This window comes from Delftia sp. WSY_7 (assembly GCF_043104845.1).
In the GTDB taxonomy this organism is placed as follows: Bacteria; Pseudomonadota; Gammaproteobacteria; order Burkholderiales; family Burkholderiaceae_C; genus Comamonas; species Comamonas tsuruhatensis.
Genome location: NZ_JBICLB010000055.1, coordinates 131,384 through 145,213 on the forward strand (window position 1 = coordinate 131,384; position 13,830 = coordinate 145,213).

The following is a 13,830-nucleotide window of genomic DNA, read 5'->3' on the forward strand; positions in this document are numbered from 1 at the left end:
GGGAGCTTCAGTTCGAGAACGCTGCGATGCCAGTCTGCGCCCGGCCCAGGATCAGCGCATGCACATCGTGCGTGCCTTCGTAGGTGTTGACCACTTCCAGGTTGACCAGGTGGCGGGCCACGCCGAACTCGTCGCTGATGCCGTTGCCGCCCATCATGTCGCGCGCCATGCGGGCAATGTCCAGCGACTTGCCGCAGTTGTTGCGCTTGATCAGCGAGGTGATCTCGATCACGTTCTGGTGCTCGTCCTTCATGCGGCCCACGCGCAGCGCGGCCTGCAGGCCCAGGGTGATCTCGGTCTGCATGTCGGCCAGCTTCTTCTGCACCAGCTGGTTGGCGGCCAGGGGGCGGCCGAACTGCTTGCGGTCCAGCGTGTACTGGCGCGCCGTGTGCCAGCAGAACTCGGCTGCGCCCAGGGCGCCCCAGGCAATGCCGAAGCGTGCGCTGTTCAGGCAGGTGAAGGGGCCCTTGAGGCCGCGCACCTCGGGGAAGGCGTTTTCCTCGGGGACGAAGACATCGTCCATCACGATCTCGCCCGTGATGGAGGCGCGCAGGCCCACCTTGCCGTGGATGGCCGGGGCCGACAGGCCCTTCATGCCCTTGTCCAGGATGAAGCCGCGGATCTCGCCCACATGGCCGTCCTCGGTCACTTCCTTGGCCCAGACCACGAACACGTCGGCCACGGGGCTGTTGGTGATCCACATCTTGTTGCCCTTGAGGCGGTAGCCGCCGTCCACCTTGTAGGCGCGGCTGGACATGCTGCCGGGGTCGGAGCCGTGGTCGGGTTCGGTCAGGCCGAAGCAGCCGATGAACTCGCCGCTGGCCAGCTTGGGCAGGTACCTGTTCTTCTGGTCTTCGGTGCCGAATTCATTGATGGGCACCATCACCAGCGAGCTTTGCACGCTGGCCATGGAGCGGTAGCCCGAGTCCACGCGCTCGATCTCGCGCGCCACCAGGCCGTAGCTGACATAGTTCAGGCCCGCGCCGCCGTACTGCGTGGGGATGGTGGGGCCCAGCAGGCCCAGCTCGCCCATCTCGCGGAAGATGCTCACGTCGGTCTTTTCATGGCGGAACATTTCCAGCACGCGGGGTGCCAGCTTCTCCTGGCAGTAGGCATGGGCCGCGTCGCGGATCATGCGCTCGTCTTCGCTCAGTTGCTGGTCGAGCTGGAAGGGGTCATCCCATTGGAAGCTGTTGCGGGCCATGGCGTGGTTTCTCCAAAAAACAAAGAGGTCAAGGGCGGGTCGCTGCCATATGCCAAAGCCGGGCAGGCTGTGGCCATGGAGCGTTGTTGCGACGCATCTTAGAAGCGGGCCTGCGCGTGGCGCAAACGATGTTTGTTCATCCATGAATGCGTAAAACGCATGTATGAATGGGTTGTTGCGGGTTATTCCCTATGATGTGAGGCTCTGAAGTGCATTGAATTCATGAGATATGCGTAGAGCCCTGCCATCCACCCAAGCCCTTGCCTGCTTCGAGTCGGCCGCCCGCCACATCAGCTACACGCGTGCGGCGCAGGAGCTGTCGCTCACGCAAAGCGCGGTATCGCGCCAGATCATTGCGTTGGAAGAGTTCCTGGGCGTGCAGCTGTTCCGGCGCACGCGCCACGGCGTGCTGCTGACGGAGGCCGGCACGCAGTACGCCCAGCAGGTCTCGCGCTGGCTGCACGGCCTGGAACGCGACACGCTGGACATCATGGCCCACCAGGGCGAGGGAGGCCCGCTCAACCTGGCGGCCGTGCCCACCTTCGCCACGCGCTGGCTGCTGCCGCGCCTGCCGCAGCTGGCGCGCGAGCATCCCGAGGTCACCGTGCACATCGATGTGCAGACGCGGCCCTTCCTGTTTGCCGATACCGTGTTCGACGCTGCGCTCTATGCAGGCACGCCCGAGCAGGTAGCACGCTGGCCCGGTGTGCAGGCGCAATGGCTGATGGACGAAGAGGTGGTGCCCGTGTGCAGCCCGCAACTGCTGGCCACGGCCCAGGCGCGCGAGCCGGGCCGGGCCTGGCTGCCTGTGGGGGCGGACATCGTGGCCCGGATGCCGCTGCTGCAGCAAAGCACGCGGCCCTACGGCTGGCAGCAGTGGTTCGATGCCATGGGCGTGGCCGCGCCGCGCGCGCTGGATGGCATGCGGCTGGAGCTGTTCTCCATGCTGGCCGTGGCCGCCAGCCAGGGCCTGGGCGTGGCGCTGATGCCGCCCATGCTGATCGAGCAGGAGCTGGCGCGCGGCGACCTCATCATTGCCTGCCCCCAGCCGCTGCGCGGCAACCGCGCCTACTACCTGGTCACCCCGGCCCTGGCGCCCGATGCCCAGCCCGCGCCCGCCCTGCGCGTGTTCTCTTCATGGCTGCAGCAGCGCGCCAGGGAGCACCGGCCTGCCTGATAATTAAGCAGGCCTTGGATTGTTCAACGATGACAGTCACTTAACTGACTTATCCTTGCTGCTGGCGGCGCTTGTCCACAGGCTTGTGGGGGTGTCTCTGGGGAAAACCCGCAATCGCGCTCAAAACCAGGGCAGCACGGCCAGGCACAGCGGCATGACCACGGCCGTGGCCACGCCGTTCAGGCCCATGGCCAGGGCCGAGAAGGCGCCCATGGTCGGATTCACCTGCAGCGCGCGTGCCGTGCCGATGGCGTGGGCCGTAAGTCCCAGGGCAAAACCCTGCACGGCCGGGTCATCGCTGCGCACCAGGCGGATCAGCAGCGGCGCCATCATCGTGCCCGCAATGCCGGTGATGGCCACGGCCACGGCCGCCAGCGAGGCCGGCCCGCCAAAGCGCTCGGCCATGGGCAGGGCGATGGGAATGGTGGCCGACTTGGGCGCCAGCGCCACCAGCGTCTGCACCGTCGCTCCCAGGCTCCAGCCGATCAGCAGTGCCGACAGCAACGCCACCACGCAGCCCACGGCCAGCGCCACGCTGATGGGCAGCCACAGCGCGCGGATGCGCTCGCGCTGGGCGTACAGCGGAATTGCCAGCGCGACGGTGGCCGGGCCGATCAGCAGTCCCAGCAGCGAGACGCCGCTGCGGTAGCTGGCATAGGAGGTGCCCGTGGCCAGCAGCACGCCCACGATGACGACGACGGCCGTGAACACGGGAATCAGGAGCGGATGGTTGCCGCTTCGGCGGTACAGCGCCATGGCCGCCAGGTAGACGGCCATGGTCAGCACCAGCCAGGGCAGGTGGGCGGTGGAGGCATTGCCGGACAGCGACTGCCAGGCGCTGTGCCAGTGGGTGGTGAGCGCGTTCATGCCTTGTCTCCCTGGCTGGCGGCCGCCTCGCGGGCGCGCTGGCGCTCCAGGCACCAGCGGAAGGTGAAGGCCGTGGCCAGGAAGGTAATGGCTGCACCGGCCACGCAGGCGATCACGAAGGGCTGCCATTCACGCGACAGCCGGTCGAACTCCAGCATCACGCCTGCAATGACGGGAATGAACAGCAGCATCATGTTCTGCAGCAGCACGCCGGCGGCCTTCTCCAGCGACTCGGGCAGGCGGCCGTGCAGCAGCAGCGCCGCCAGCAGCAGCAGCGTGCCCATAAGCGCTCCCGGAAGCGGCAGCCCCGTGAGCTGGACGATGGCCTCTCCCAGCAACTGGAAGGCGAACAAGGCGGTGATGGCGTACAACATGAAAACCTGAATCCCTGGAGCAGATGGCAAGAGCGGAGAGCAGAGGGCGGCGGCAAGAGAGCGGGCTGCCCGTTTCCCGGACAGGGCAGTGCCCCGGCACCTGTGGGACGCCGCCGCAAAGCGTGCCATCATCGCCCACATCGCGAAAAAAGGTGCGGACACCGATTGCGCGGCGTCCCGGCCAACGCTATGTTGGGACCCATGCCTTGGGCAGTGCCGGGGCATGAGACTTTGAATAGCGAAGGAGTAGCGATGGCCGAAACCACATATCACGCACCCGTGTACGAGCCGACGGTGGATGAACTCGAAGTGCTCAAGAAGCTGGAAATGGGCGAGCCCGTGTCGCTGGAAAGCGCGGCGCGCGAGCATCTGTCCAAGAGGCTGCGCGAGCGTGGACTGGTCGAAGTGGACAGCAGCCATCAATGGCACATCACGGCGGCGGGCCGCGCCCAGATCCGCCGCTCCGATGCCTGAGGCGCGGCGCGGCAGGTGACCCCGGTTTCAAGGGTTTTCCCTTGGATTCAGGGGCTGCCTGATTTGCAGGCAGCCTAGCTTGCGGCCAGTGAATGCAAGCACTTGGACGCCTCGTTCACTTGCTGTTCACTGAATATCCACAGGGTTGTTCAAGGGTTCTGTGGAGAAATAAAGCCACCCCAGGGTGGCTTTTTTCATGGGCATCACCAGGCTTTTGCAGCGGGCGCACCGGGCTGGTGCCCGCGCCGGAAATTGGCTGCATGGCGATGGTGCAGATACCGGTTTTCAGAGGGAAGGTGCCGGATTTCGCGCACTGGGCAAGGCTTGGGGGCAGGTCGCGGTGGGGGCGATTCGGGGCGGGCGGGACATGCGCCTGATTGCAGTCCGTTTCCGCCTTGGCGGTGGCTTGATGCCAAAGTTGTGCACAGGTTGGGCGGTGTGCGGGTGAAAGCGCGCAGGGGCTATCCCGCCCAAGGCATGAGGACGCAGGATCTGGTCAGGCTGGAGGCCTTGAATTGCAGTGCAGCCGCTGAAAAGGGCTGGTGCAGGAAGGAGGGGTGTGCGGACACTGTGAAGACAGCGGCCGGAAAAGAAATAGCCGAAAAAGCAGCGGACTGCTTTTTCGGCTACGTAATCTCTGGTGCCCGGGGCCGGAATCGAACCGGCACGCCTTGCGGCGGGGGATTTTGAGTCCCCTGCGTCTACCAATTTCACCACCCGGGCTACTTAGCGCAGGGGCGAATTATGGCACAGTGTGAGGCTATGAAAATTTATCCGACCATCGAAGACGCCATCGGCCGCACGCCCCTGGTGGCATTGCAGCGCATCGGTGCGCAGTCTCGCCAGGAACGTGGCAACGTGGTGCTGGGCAAGCTGGAAGGCAACAACCCGGCCGGTTCGGTCAAGGACAGGCCGGCCCTGTCGATGATCCGCCGCGCCGAAGAGCGCGGCGACATCAAGCCCGGCGACACGCTGATCGAGGCCACCTCGGGCAATACCGGCATTGCGCTGGCCATGGCCGCCACGATCAAGGGCTACCGGATGGTGCTGATCATGCCCGAGGACCTGTCCATCGAGCGTGCCCAGACGATGAAGGCCTATGGCGCCGAGCTGATCCTCACGCCCAAGAGCGGCGGCATGGAATACGCGCGCGACCTGGCCGACCAGATGGTGGCCCAGGGCAAGGGCGTGGTGCTCGACCAGTTCGGCAATCCCGACAACCCGCGTATCCACTACGAGACCACCGGCCCCGAGCTGTGGGAGCAGACCGGCGGCGAGATCACCCATTTCGTGAGCGCCATGGGCACCACGGGCACGATCACCGGCGTGGCGAAGTTCCTCAAGGAAAAGAACCCTGCCATCCGCATCGTGGGCGCCCAGCCGGCCGAGGGCTCGCGCATCCCCGGCATCCGCAAGTGGCCCGAGGAATACATGCCCAAGATCTACGACGCCTCGCTGATCGACGAGACCGTGCTCGTGGGCCAGGACGATGCCGAAGACATGGCGCGCCGCCTGGCGCGCGAGGAAGGCATCTTTGCCGGCATCTCGGCGGCGGGCGCCTGCTGGGTGGCCCAGCAGATTGCCGAGCGCGAGAACAACGCCACCATCGTCTTCGTGGTCTGCGACCGCGGCGACCGCTATCTGTCCACGGGCGTCTTCCCCGCCTGATACAGCGATAGGCCCGCCTTCCGGCGGGCCTTCCTGTTTGCATTGAGCCAGGACAGCAAAAAACCAGGAACAGCCCCATGCACTATGAAACCCGCTATTGCACGCACTGCGCTACCCCCCTGCAGTGGGTGATCCAGGCCGAGGACGGCGGCGATGTATCGCGCCTGCGCTGCCCCGAGTGCGGCTGGACGCACTGGAACAATCCCACGCCCGTGCTGGCCGCCATCGTGGAGCTGGACGGCAAGGTGCTGCTGGCGCGCAATGCGGCCTGGCCCGAGAAGGTCTTCGGCCTGATCACGGGCTTCATGGAGGCCGGCGAGTCGCCCGAGGAGGGCGTGGCGCGCGAGGTGGCGGAGGAAACCGGCCTGAAGGCCGAGTCGCTGGAGCTGATCAGCGTGCATGAGTTCCTGCGCATGAACCAGGTGATCATCGCCTTCCATGTGCGCGCCAGCGGCCAGGTCCGGCTGTCGCCCGAGCTGCTGGAATACCGCCTGCTGGAGCCCGAGAAAGTCCAGGCCTGGCCTTCGGGCACGGGCATGGCGCTGGCCAAGTGGCTGCGCAGCCGGGGGCATGATCCTGTGATCCGTGACTTCTGGAAGCGTGCCGAGCAGGCCCAGGAGGCTGAAGCGAGTCGCGCCGATCAAGACACTGCTGCCGGCCTCAGCCGCGATGCCGCCTAGAATCCCAGGCTCAAGAGGTGCATCCGATGGAAATTCACAAGGAAATCGACACGCGCGGGCTCAACTGCCCGCTGCCCATTCTCAAGGCCAAGAAGGCGCTGGCCGAACTGGACAGCGGCCAGTTGCTCAAGGTGGTGGCCACGGATACCGGATCGCTGCGCGACTTCCAGGCCTTCGCCAAGCAGACCGGCAATGAACTGGTGGAGCAGCAGACCGTGGGCGCGGAGTTCATCCACATCCTGCGCCGGCGCTGAGCGGCTGCATGCGGCTCGCTCCAAAGAAAAAGGCCTGCTTTCGCAGGCCTTTTGCATGGGGCAGGGGCGGCCCTGGGGCCCGGCCTCAGATGCTCAGGCCCTGCAGGTATTCGCGGAAGCTCGCGCCCACGTCCTCATGCTGTAGCGCCAGCTCCACCGTGGCCTGCAAAAAGCCTTCCTTGCTGCCGCAGTCGTAGCGCTTGCCCTGGTACTGGAAGGCGTAGACGGCTTCATGGGCCATCAGGCGTTCGATGGCGTCGGTCAGCTGGATCTCGCCGCCCACGCCCTTGGGCTGGTTGCGGATCTCCTCGAAGATGGCCGGTGTCAGCACATAGCGGCCGGCCACGCCCATGCGCGAGGGCGCCTTCTCGGGCGCGGGCTTTTCGACGATCTTCTCGATGCGCATCAGCGCGCCGCCAGCCGGCTCGCCAGCCACGATGCCGTAGCGCTTGGTCTGCTCCAGCGGCACTTCCTGCACGGCCAGCAGGGAGCGGCCCTGTTTCTGGAAAGCCGAGGTCATCTGGGCCATCACGCCCGGGCCGCCGGACTCGCCCACCATCAGGTCGTCGGCCAGCAGCACGGCAAAGGGCTCGTTGCCCACCAGCGGCTCGGCGCACAGCACGGCGTGGCCCAGGCCCAGGGAGCGCGGCTGGCGCACGAACAGGCAGTTCATGTCGGCGGGGCTGATGCTGCGCACCAGCTCCAGCATGGCCTGCTTGCCGGCGTTCTCCAGCTCGTTTTCCAGCTCGTAGGCGGTGTCGAAATGGTCCTCGATGGCGCGCTTGCTGCGGCCGGTGACGAAGATCATGTCGCGGATGCCGGCCTCGTAGGCCTCTTCCACGGCGTACTGGATCAGCGGCTTGTCCACCACGGGCAGCATCTCCTTGGGAGAGGCCTTGGTGGCGGGCAGAAAGCGCGTGCCGAGCCCGGCAACGGGAAACACGGCTTTGCGGACACGGGTCTGATTACTCATGAAAATCTTGGGATTCAGGTGATGGAAAAAGCGTGCGGCTTTGCGTCTTCTTCGCTAAGTGTCTCAGCTTTCATTGTGCGACTTGATGCCCTCGGACGATGAAACTGGCGCAGCCCAAGATCAGGGACACCGAGGAAGGGCCTGAGCCGGCCGCGCCGCCCCGCGCCGAGGGTGTCGTCCCCCTCCCGCGAAGCGAGAGAGGGGGAAGCGGCACAGCCGCTCAGGGGGAGATTCCATGTCAACCCAGGCGGGCGAGTTGTTCCTGGATGCGGATCAGCGTTGCGCCGAAGTCGGCCACGCGCTTCTTTTCCTGGTCGATGACGGCCGGGGGCGCCTTGGCCACGAAGGCCTCGTTGCCCAGCTTGGCATTGGCCTTGGTGATCTCGCCTTCCAGGCGTGCGGCTTCCTTGGACAGGCGGGCCTTTTCGGCCGCCACGTCGATCTCCACGAACAGCGCCAGGCGCGCCTCGCCCACCACGCAGACGGGCGCGGCCTGGGCGGCCTCGGCCCAGGCGGCTTCGTCGTCGAACACCTTGACTTCGCTGAGCTTGGCCAGGTTCTGAAGCACGGCGGCGTTGGTGCGCAGGAACTGCGCCTCGTCGTCCGAGCTGGCCACGGCCAGCAGCGGCAGGCGCTGTGCGGGCGACACGCCCATCTCGCCGCGCAGCGTGCGGCAGGCGTCGATCATCTGCTTGATGCGGCCCACGTAGGCGATGGCGGCCTCGTCGATCTTCTCGGGCTGGGCCTCGGGGTAGCGGGCCACGGCCACGGACTCGCCGGGCAGGCCGGCGACCGGGGCGACCTTCTGCCACAGGGCTTCGGTCACGAACGGGATGATGGGGTGGGCCAGGCGCAGGATGGCCTCCAGCGTGCGGATCAGCGTGCGGCGCGTGGCGCGCTGCTGGGCCTCGCTGCCGGTCTGGATCTGCACCTTGGCGATTTCCAGGTACCAATCGCAGAACTCGTTCCAGACGAAGTCGTACAGCGCGTTGGCCACGTTGTCCAGGCGGAATTCGGCAAAGCCCTTGGCCACTTCGGCCTCGACCTTCTGCAGCTGCGAGGTGATCCAGCGGTCGGGCTGGCTGAACTGCATGTAGCCCGCGAACTCGCCGCCGGCCTGGCATTGCTCCTTGGTGTGGGGCAGCAGGCCGCAGTCATGGCCTTCGCAGTTCATCAGCACGAAGCGGCTGGCGTTCCACAGCTTGTTGCAGAAGTTGCGGTAGCCCTCGCAGCGCTTGCTGTCGAAGTTGATGGAGCGGCCCAGCGAGGCCAGGGCCGCGAAGGTGAAGCGCAGCGCGTCGGCGCCGTAGGCGGGAATGCCCTCGGGGAATTCCTTTTGCGTATTCTTGCGCACCTGGGGGGCGGTCTCGGGGCGGCGCAGGCCCTGGGTGCGCTTGTCCAGCAGGGTGTCCAGGTCGATGCCGTCGATCAGGTCCACGGGGTCGAGCACGTTGCCCTCGGACTTGCTCATCTTCTTGCCCTGGGCGTCACGCACCAGGCCATGCATGTAGACATGGCGGAAGGGCACGCGGCCCGTGAAGTGCGTGGTCATCATGATCATCCGGGCGACCCAGAAGAAGATGATGTCGTAGCCCGTGACCAGCACCGAGCTGGGCAGGTAGAGGTTGTAGTCATCGTCGGCCGCCTCGGTCTGGTTCGGCCAGCCCATGGTGGAGAACGGCACCAGGGCCGAGGAGTACCAGGTGTCCAGCACGTCCTCGTCGCGCGTGAGCGTCTTGCCGGGGGCCTGGGCCTGGGCTTCTTCCTCGGTGCGGGCCACGTAGACCTTGCCGTCCTCGTCGTACCAGGCGGGAATCTGGTGGCCCCACCACAGCTGGCGCGAGATGCACCAGTCCTGGATGTTGTTCATCCACTGGTTGTAGGTGTTGACCCAGTTCTCGGGCACGAACTGCACCTGGCCGCTGGAGACGGCATCGATGGCCTTCTGCGCGATGGACTTGCCCGTGGCATCGCCTTCGCCGACCTTGTTCATTGCCACGAACCACTGGTCGGTCAGCATGGGCTCGATCACCTGGCCCGTGCGCGTGCAGATGGGCACCATGAGCTTGTGCTTCTTGGTCTCGACCAGCAGGCCGGCCGCGTCCAGGTCGGCCACGATGGCCTTGCGCGCCACGAAGCGGTCCATGCCGCGGTACTTCTCGGGCGCCTCGTCGTTGATGGTGGCCGTGAGCGTCAGCACGCAGATCATCGGCAGGCCGTGGCGCTGGCCCACGGCGTAGTCGTTGTTGTCATGCGCGGGCGTGACCTTGACCACGCCCGTGCCGAACTCGCGGTCCACGTAGTCGTCGGCAATGATGGGGATCTCGCGGCCCACCAGGGGCAGGATCACGGTCTTGCCGATCAGCGCCTGGTAGCGCTCGTCCTCGGGGTGCACCATCAGGGCTGCGTCGCCCAGCATGGTTTCCGGGCGCGTGGTGGCCACCACGAGCTGGCCCGAGCCGTCGGCCAGCGGATAGGCGATGTGCCACAGCGAGCCGTCCTTTTCCTCGTTCTCGACCTCGAGGTCGGAGACGGCGGACATCAGCTTGGGGTCCCAGTTCACCAGGCGCTTGCCACGGTAGATCAGGCCCTGCTGGTACAGGCGCACGAAGGTCTCGTTGACGATGGACGACAGCTTGTCGTCCATGGTGAAGTACTCGCGGCTCCAGTCCACGCTGTCGCCCATGCGGCGCATCTGGCCGGTGATGGTGTTGCCGCTCTGGTTCTTCCACTCCCAGACCTTGCTGACGAAGTTCTTGCGCGCCTCGGGAGGCGTCGCGCCCATGTCGTGGCGGCTGGCGATGCCCTGCTCCTGCAGCTGGCGCTCCACCACGATCTGGGTGGCGATGCCCGCGTGGTCGGTGCCGGGCACCCAGACCGTGTTGTGGCCCTTCATGCGGTGGTAGCGCGTGAGGCTGTCCATGATGGTCTGGTTGAACGCATGGCCCATGTGCAGCGTGCCCGTCACATTGGGCGGCGGCAGCTGGATGGAGAACGAGGGCTGGGATGCATCTGCCTGGCCCGTGCCGCGCACGCCGGCTGCGCCGTAGCCGCGCTTTTCCCATTCGGGGCCCCATTGGGCCTCGATGGCTGCGGGTTCAAACGATTTGGACAGGCTGTCGAGGCCTGGCTGGGCAATGGTGTCGCTCATGGCTTGCTTGCGGGGAATTGTGCGAATGGCGTTTGGCAAATGAAAACGGCATCCGTTGAAGGGATGCCGTCTGCATATGCGAAATGGATGACGGTTTGACGGGGATTCTACCGACCCCGTCCGCCTGCCTGTTCGCCGGGTCTTATTCAGGCCGCTGCGTCGGGGACGAACTCGGGCCGGTCGTTGCTCTGGGGCTTGAGCGGCTGGGCGGCCTTGCCTTCGGCGCGTTCCTTGCGCCATTGCTCCTTGCGTGCCGTCCACTCGTTCAGGCGGGCGTGGGCGGTGGTGCTTTCGCGCGCCATCTGCACTTCGTCGGCCAGCTGGGCCGACAGCTCCAGGCGGATGCCATTGGGATCGAAGAAATAGATGCTCTTGAAGATGTGGTGGTCGGTCACGCCCAGCACCTCGATGCCATGCGCCACCAGGCGGGCCTTGGTGTTCTCCAGTTCCTCGACGGTGTCCACGCGGAAGGCGATGTGGTTGATCCACAGCGGCGTGTTGGGCGAGGGCAGGGCCTTTTCGTCGTCGCCGATGTCGAAGAAGGCGATGAACGACCCATCCTTCAGGCGGAAGAAGAAGTGCGTGTAGGGGCAGTACTCGCCCGTGCTGGGCACGTAGTCGCTCTGGATGATGTGGTAGAGCGGCAGGCCCAGGATGTCCTCGTAGAAGTGGCGGGTCTCCTCGGCATCGCGGGCCTTGTAGGCGTAGTGGTGCAGCTGCTGCACGGCGGCGGGCGGTGGCAGTGTGGACAGGTCGGGACGGGCGCTTGTGTTCATCGAATGTCTCCTTGGTGGATGTCTTGATTCTACTATTCGTAATCAATTTACCTAAATGAAATGTTGCGATGGATGCAGGGATATGCGCGCTGCGGTGTCCGGGCGACCTGCGGTGCGAGTTGCCGCCAGCACTTGACCTTCAAGTCACTTCACGCTTTCTCATCGAGGCCCGATCCCCCGCTTGCCATGGTCGCCATGGATGCGGCGGCCCTCTGTTCACAACCGTTTTCAAGTCAAGGAACCTCATGAGCGACAGCCATCAGCACGGCGACGTGCGCGCCCTGCCGGAATCCCGTCTCTGGTTTGCCTTCGGATTGACCGGCACCTTCATGGTGGTGGAAATCATCGGCGGCATGGTCACGGGCAGCCTGGCCCTGATCTCCGACGCCATGCACATGCTGACCGATGCGATGGCGCTGCTGCTGGCCCTGGTGGCCATACGCGCCGGCCGCAAGGCAGCCGACCTGCTGCGCACCTACGGCTATGCGCGCTTCGAAATCCTGGCCGCCGCCGTCAATGCACTGGTGCTGCTGGGCGTGGCCTTCTACATCCTGTATGAGGCCTACCGCCGGCTGTCGGCACCTGCAGAAATCCAGTCCCTGGGCATGATGGCGGTGGCGGCCGCGGGCCTGGTGATCAACCTGCTCTCCATGCGCCTGCTGTCGGGTGGCAAGGACGAGAGCCTGAACGTGAAAGGCGCGTATCTGGAGGTATGGGCGGACATGCTGGGCTCGATCGGCGTGCTCGCCGGTGCCGCGCTGATCTGGCTGACGGGCTGGCGGTGGATCGACTCGGCGGTGGCCGTGGGCATCGGCTTCATGGTGTTCCCGCGGACCTGGACCCTGTTGCGCGAGTGCATCAATATCCTGCTGGAAGGCGTGCCCTCCGGGATGAACCTGCAGGCAGTGCGCGAGACGATTGCGGGCACGGCGGGCGTGGCAGCGATCCACGATGTCCACCTGTGGGCGGTCACGCAGAGCAAGTCCATGCTGACCGGCCATGTGGTGCTGCTGCCCGGCGCGGACGGCGAGCAGGTGCGTCGCGATATCGAAGACAGGCTGCAGGCCGGCTTCGACCTGCACCATACGACGCTGCAGATGGAGAGCGAGGACCGCTCCCCGTCAGAGCACATCCATTAGGATGCCCAGTCTTCATGGACCACACCCGGAGTGCACCGATGCTTGAGCTTCGACCCAACTGCGAATGCTGCGACAAGGACCTGCCGCCAGAGTCTGCCGAGGCTCGCATCTGCACCTTCGAGTGCACGTTCTGTGCCGGCTGTGCGGATCATGTGCTGCACGGCGCCTGCCCCAACTGCGGTGGCGAGCTGGTGGCCAGGCCGCGCCGGCCGGCGGACAAGCTGGAGCGGTATCCGGCCTCGACGAAGCGGGTGCTCAAGGCCGGCGGTTGCGCTGTACGGGCCTGATCTGGCGCGGAGCCATCGATTGCAGTACCAGTACCACGATGGATTGCTGGAGCAGGTGCGCCTGGATGTGGCGGCCCGGAGCGTGGAACTGTGCTTCTTTCTCTATGCCGTGTTCGACAGGCCCCAGGCCAGGGTAGCCATTCGCCTTGAACGGATCGTCAACTTTCCTGCCGTGCAGGCGTACTTTGCCGACGTCCAGCGCGACGCAGCCGCAGAGATGGATGACTGCCTGGACCGCTGCGAAGTGCTGCAGCGGGATACGAAGAGGCCTTCGTCAGCAAGGGCGCAGCATCTGTTCTTGCAGCTGTCTCACTATGGGCGGCTGAAAATCCACTGCGGATCCGTTGTCGAGGAGCTTGTTCCAGAGCCGTAGCGGACCGCTGCGGGTTTATGCCGTGAAGGCGGGGCGCCTGCGGCCACGGAACGCAGCCTCCACCACCAGCACGGCTGCAAAACCCATCACATAGGCCAGCACATCCCACCAGTCGGCCGTGCTGCCCAGCACGATGCGCAAAGCGCGGTTGGGAATGTGCAACTGGAAGGTCGATGCCAGGAACTGGCCTAGCTCCACCAGCAGGCCCACGCACAGTGCGGCCGATGCCAGCGTCAGCACGCGCGCGGCGATCACGGTCTTGAACACGGCATAGACCCAGGCCACGGCCAACACGTCGCCGAAGAAGCTGCGCACCCAGCCCCAGCGTGCGCCGACGGTGGCCAGCAGCACGAGCAGGACAAACAGGGCCACCGCCCACACCAGGGAAACAGGATCAAAACGCCATCGCATGGCCGCCATCATCGGGCCAAAA

15 protein-coding genes and 1 tRNA gene are annotated in these 13,830 nt (G+C 65.6%); 8 read left to right on the forward strand and 8 right to left on the reverse strand.

What is annotated here, in order from left to right:
* Nucleotides 1–7: 7 nt before the first annotated feature.
* Nucleotides 8–1,204: an acyl-CoA dehydrogenase gene (locus tag ACF8ME_RS27360; protein ID WP_392419059.1), complete on the reverse strand. Its 1,197-nt coding sequence runs from the start codon at nt 1,202–1,204 to the stop codon at nt 8–10.
* A gap of 229 nt (nt 1,205–1,433) precedes the next feature.
* Here ACF8ME_RS27360 and ACF8ME_RS27365 point away from each other — a divergent pair, with 229 nt between their 5' ends.
* Nucleotides 1,434–2,381 (forward strand): LysR substrate-binding domain-containing protein, encoded by a 948-nt coding sequence (locus ACF8ME_RS27365; RefSeq protein WP_012204131.1) that lies wholly within the window; start codon nt 1,434–1,436, stop codon nt 2,379–2,381.
* Nucleotides 2,382–2,501: 120 nt separating this feature from the next.
* Here ACF8ME_RS27365 and ACF8ME_RS27370 read toward each other — a convergent pair whose 3' ends face one another.
* Both ACF8ME_RS27370 and ACF8ME_RS27375 read right to left on the reverse strand, forming a co-directional pair.
* Nucleotides 2,502–3,248, reverse strand: coding sequence for an LrgB family protein (locus tag ACF8ME_RS27370; protein ID WP_016448958.1), 747 nt, complete (start codon nt 3,246–3,248; stop codon nt 2,502–2,504).
* The gene (locus ACF8ME_RS27375; RefSeq protein ID WP_017407068.1) at nt 3,245–3,622 is read right to left on the reverse strand and encodes a CidA/LrgA family protein; all 378 of its coding nucleotides are present in this window, start codon (nt 3,620–3,622) and stop codon (nt 3,245–3,247) included. The genes ACF8ME_RS27370 and ACF8ME_RS27375 overlap by 4 nt, the downstream gene beginning before the upstream one ends.
* 252 nt (nt 3,623–3,874) lie before the next feature.
* Here ACF8ME_RS27375 and ACF8ME_RS27380 point away from each other — a divergent pair, with 252 nt between their 5' ends.
* A complete protein-coding gene (locus tag ACF8ME_RS27380; RefSeq protein WP_016452574.1) occupies nt 3,875–4,096 on the forward strand; it encodes a hypothetical protein in 222 nt (73 codons plus the stop codon).
* Between the two features lie 638 nt (nt 4,097–4,734).
* Here ACF8ME_RS27380 and ACF8ME_RS27385 read toward each other — a convergent pair.
* Nucleotides 4,735–4,819 (reverse strand) — tRNA-Leu (locus ACF8ME_RS27385).
* Nucleotides 4,820–4,858: 39 nt separating this feature from the next.
* Between ACF8ME_RS27385 and cysM the strand changes: the two genes are divergently transcribed.
* The 3 genes from cysM to ACF8ME_RS27400 all read left to right on the forward strand — a co-directional run bounded on the left by cysM (nt 4,859) and on the right by ACF8ME_RS27400 (nt 6,698).
* Entirely contained in the window at nt 4,859–5,764 is a 906-nt protein-coding gene (gene cysM, locus ACF8ME_RS27390) for a cysteine synthase CysM (protein ID WP_017407070.1), read from the forward strand.
* A gap of 77 nt (nt 5,765–5,841) precedes the next feature.
* Nucleotides 5,842–6,444, forward strand: coding sequence for an NUDIX domain-containing protein (locus tag ACF8ME_RS27395; protein ID WP_016452506.1), 603 nt, complete (start codon nt 5,842–5,844; stop codon nt 6,442–6,444).
* Between the two features lie 26 nt (nt 6,445–6,470).
* Nucleotides 6,471–6,698: a sulfurtransferase TusA family protein gene (locus ACF8ME_RS27400; RefSeq protein WP_012204137.1), complete on the forward strand. Its 228-nt coding sequence runs from the start codon at nt 6,471–6,473 to the stop codon at nt 6,696–6,698.
* An 85-nt stretch (nt 6,699–6,783) separates the two neighbouring features.
* Here the strand turns inward: ACF8ME_RS27400 and galU are convergent, their stop codons facing one another.
* The 3 genes from galU to ACF8ME_RS27415 form a co-directional block, all read right to left on the reverse strand.
* The gene (gene galU / locus ACF8ME_RS27405; RefSeq protein WP_252653067.1) at nt 6,784–7,671 is read right to left on the reverse strand and encodes a UTP--glucose-1-phosphate uridylyltransferase GalU; all 888 of its coding nucleotides are present in this window, start codon (nt 7,669–7,671) and stop codon (nt 6,784–6,786) included.
* Nucleotides 7,672–7,909: 238 nt separating this feature from the next.
* Nucleotides 7,910–10,822, reverse strand: a complete 2,913-nt coding sequence (locus ACF8ME_RS27410; RefSeq protein WP_017407072.1) for a valine--tRNA ligase — start codon at nt 10,820–10,822, stop codon at nt 7,910–7,912.
* Between the two features lie 146 nt (nt 10,823–10,968).
* Nucleotides 10,969–11,598: a VOC family protein gene (locus ACF8ME_RS27415; protein ID WP_012204140.1), complete on the reverse strand. Its 630-nt coding sequence runs from the start codon at nt 11,596–11,598 to the stop codon at nt 10,969–10,971.
* 245 nt (nt 11,599–11,843) lie between these two features.
* On the opposite strand from ACF8ME_RS27415, the gene ACF8ME_RS27420 reads away from it, so the two are divergent.
* The 3 genes from ACF8ME_RS27420 to ACF8ME_RS27430 are packed head-to-tail and all read left to right on the forward strand — an operon-like array spanning nt 11,844 to nt 13,397.
* Nucleotides 11,844–12,737 carry a cation diffusion facilitator family transporter gene (locus ACF8ME_RS27420; RefSeq protein WP_392419061.1) on the forward strand — a complete coding sequence of 298 codons (894 nt, stop codon included), beginning with the start codon at nt 11,844–11,846 and terminating at the stop codon, nt 12,735–12,737.
* Nucleotides 12,738–12,775: 38 nt separating this feature from the next.
* Nucleotides 12,776–13,024, forward strand: a complete 249-nt coding sequence (locus tag ACF8ME_RS27425) for a DUF1272 domain-containing protein (RefSeq protein WP_012204142.1) — start codon at nt 12,776–12,778, stop codon at nt 13,022–13,024.
* 19 nt (nt 13,025–13,043) lie between these two features.
* Nucleotides 13,044–13,397, forward strand: coding sequence for a hypothetical protein (locus ACF8ME_RS27430; RefSeq protein ID WP_392419063.1), 354 nt, complete (start codon nt 13,044–13,046; stop codon nt 13,395–13,397).
* 15 nt (nt 13,398–13,412) lie between these two features.
* On the opposite strand, the gene ACF8ME_RS27435 is transcribed toward ACF8ME_RS27430, so the two are convergent.
* Nucleotides 13,413–13,820 (reverse strand): DUF2809 domain-containing protein, encoded by a 408-nt coding sequence (locus tag ACF8ME_RS27435; RefSeq protein WP_392419064.1) that lies wholly within the window; start codon nt 13,818–13,820, stop codon nt 13,413–13,415.
* Between the last annotated feature and the right edge of the window lie 10 nt (nt 13,821–13,830).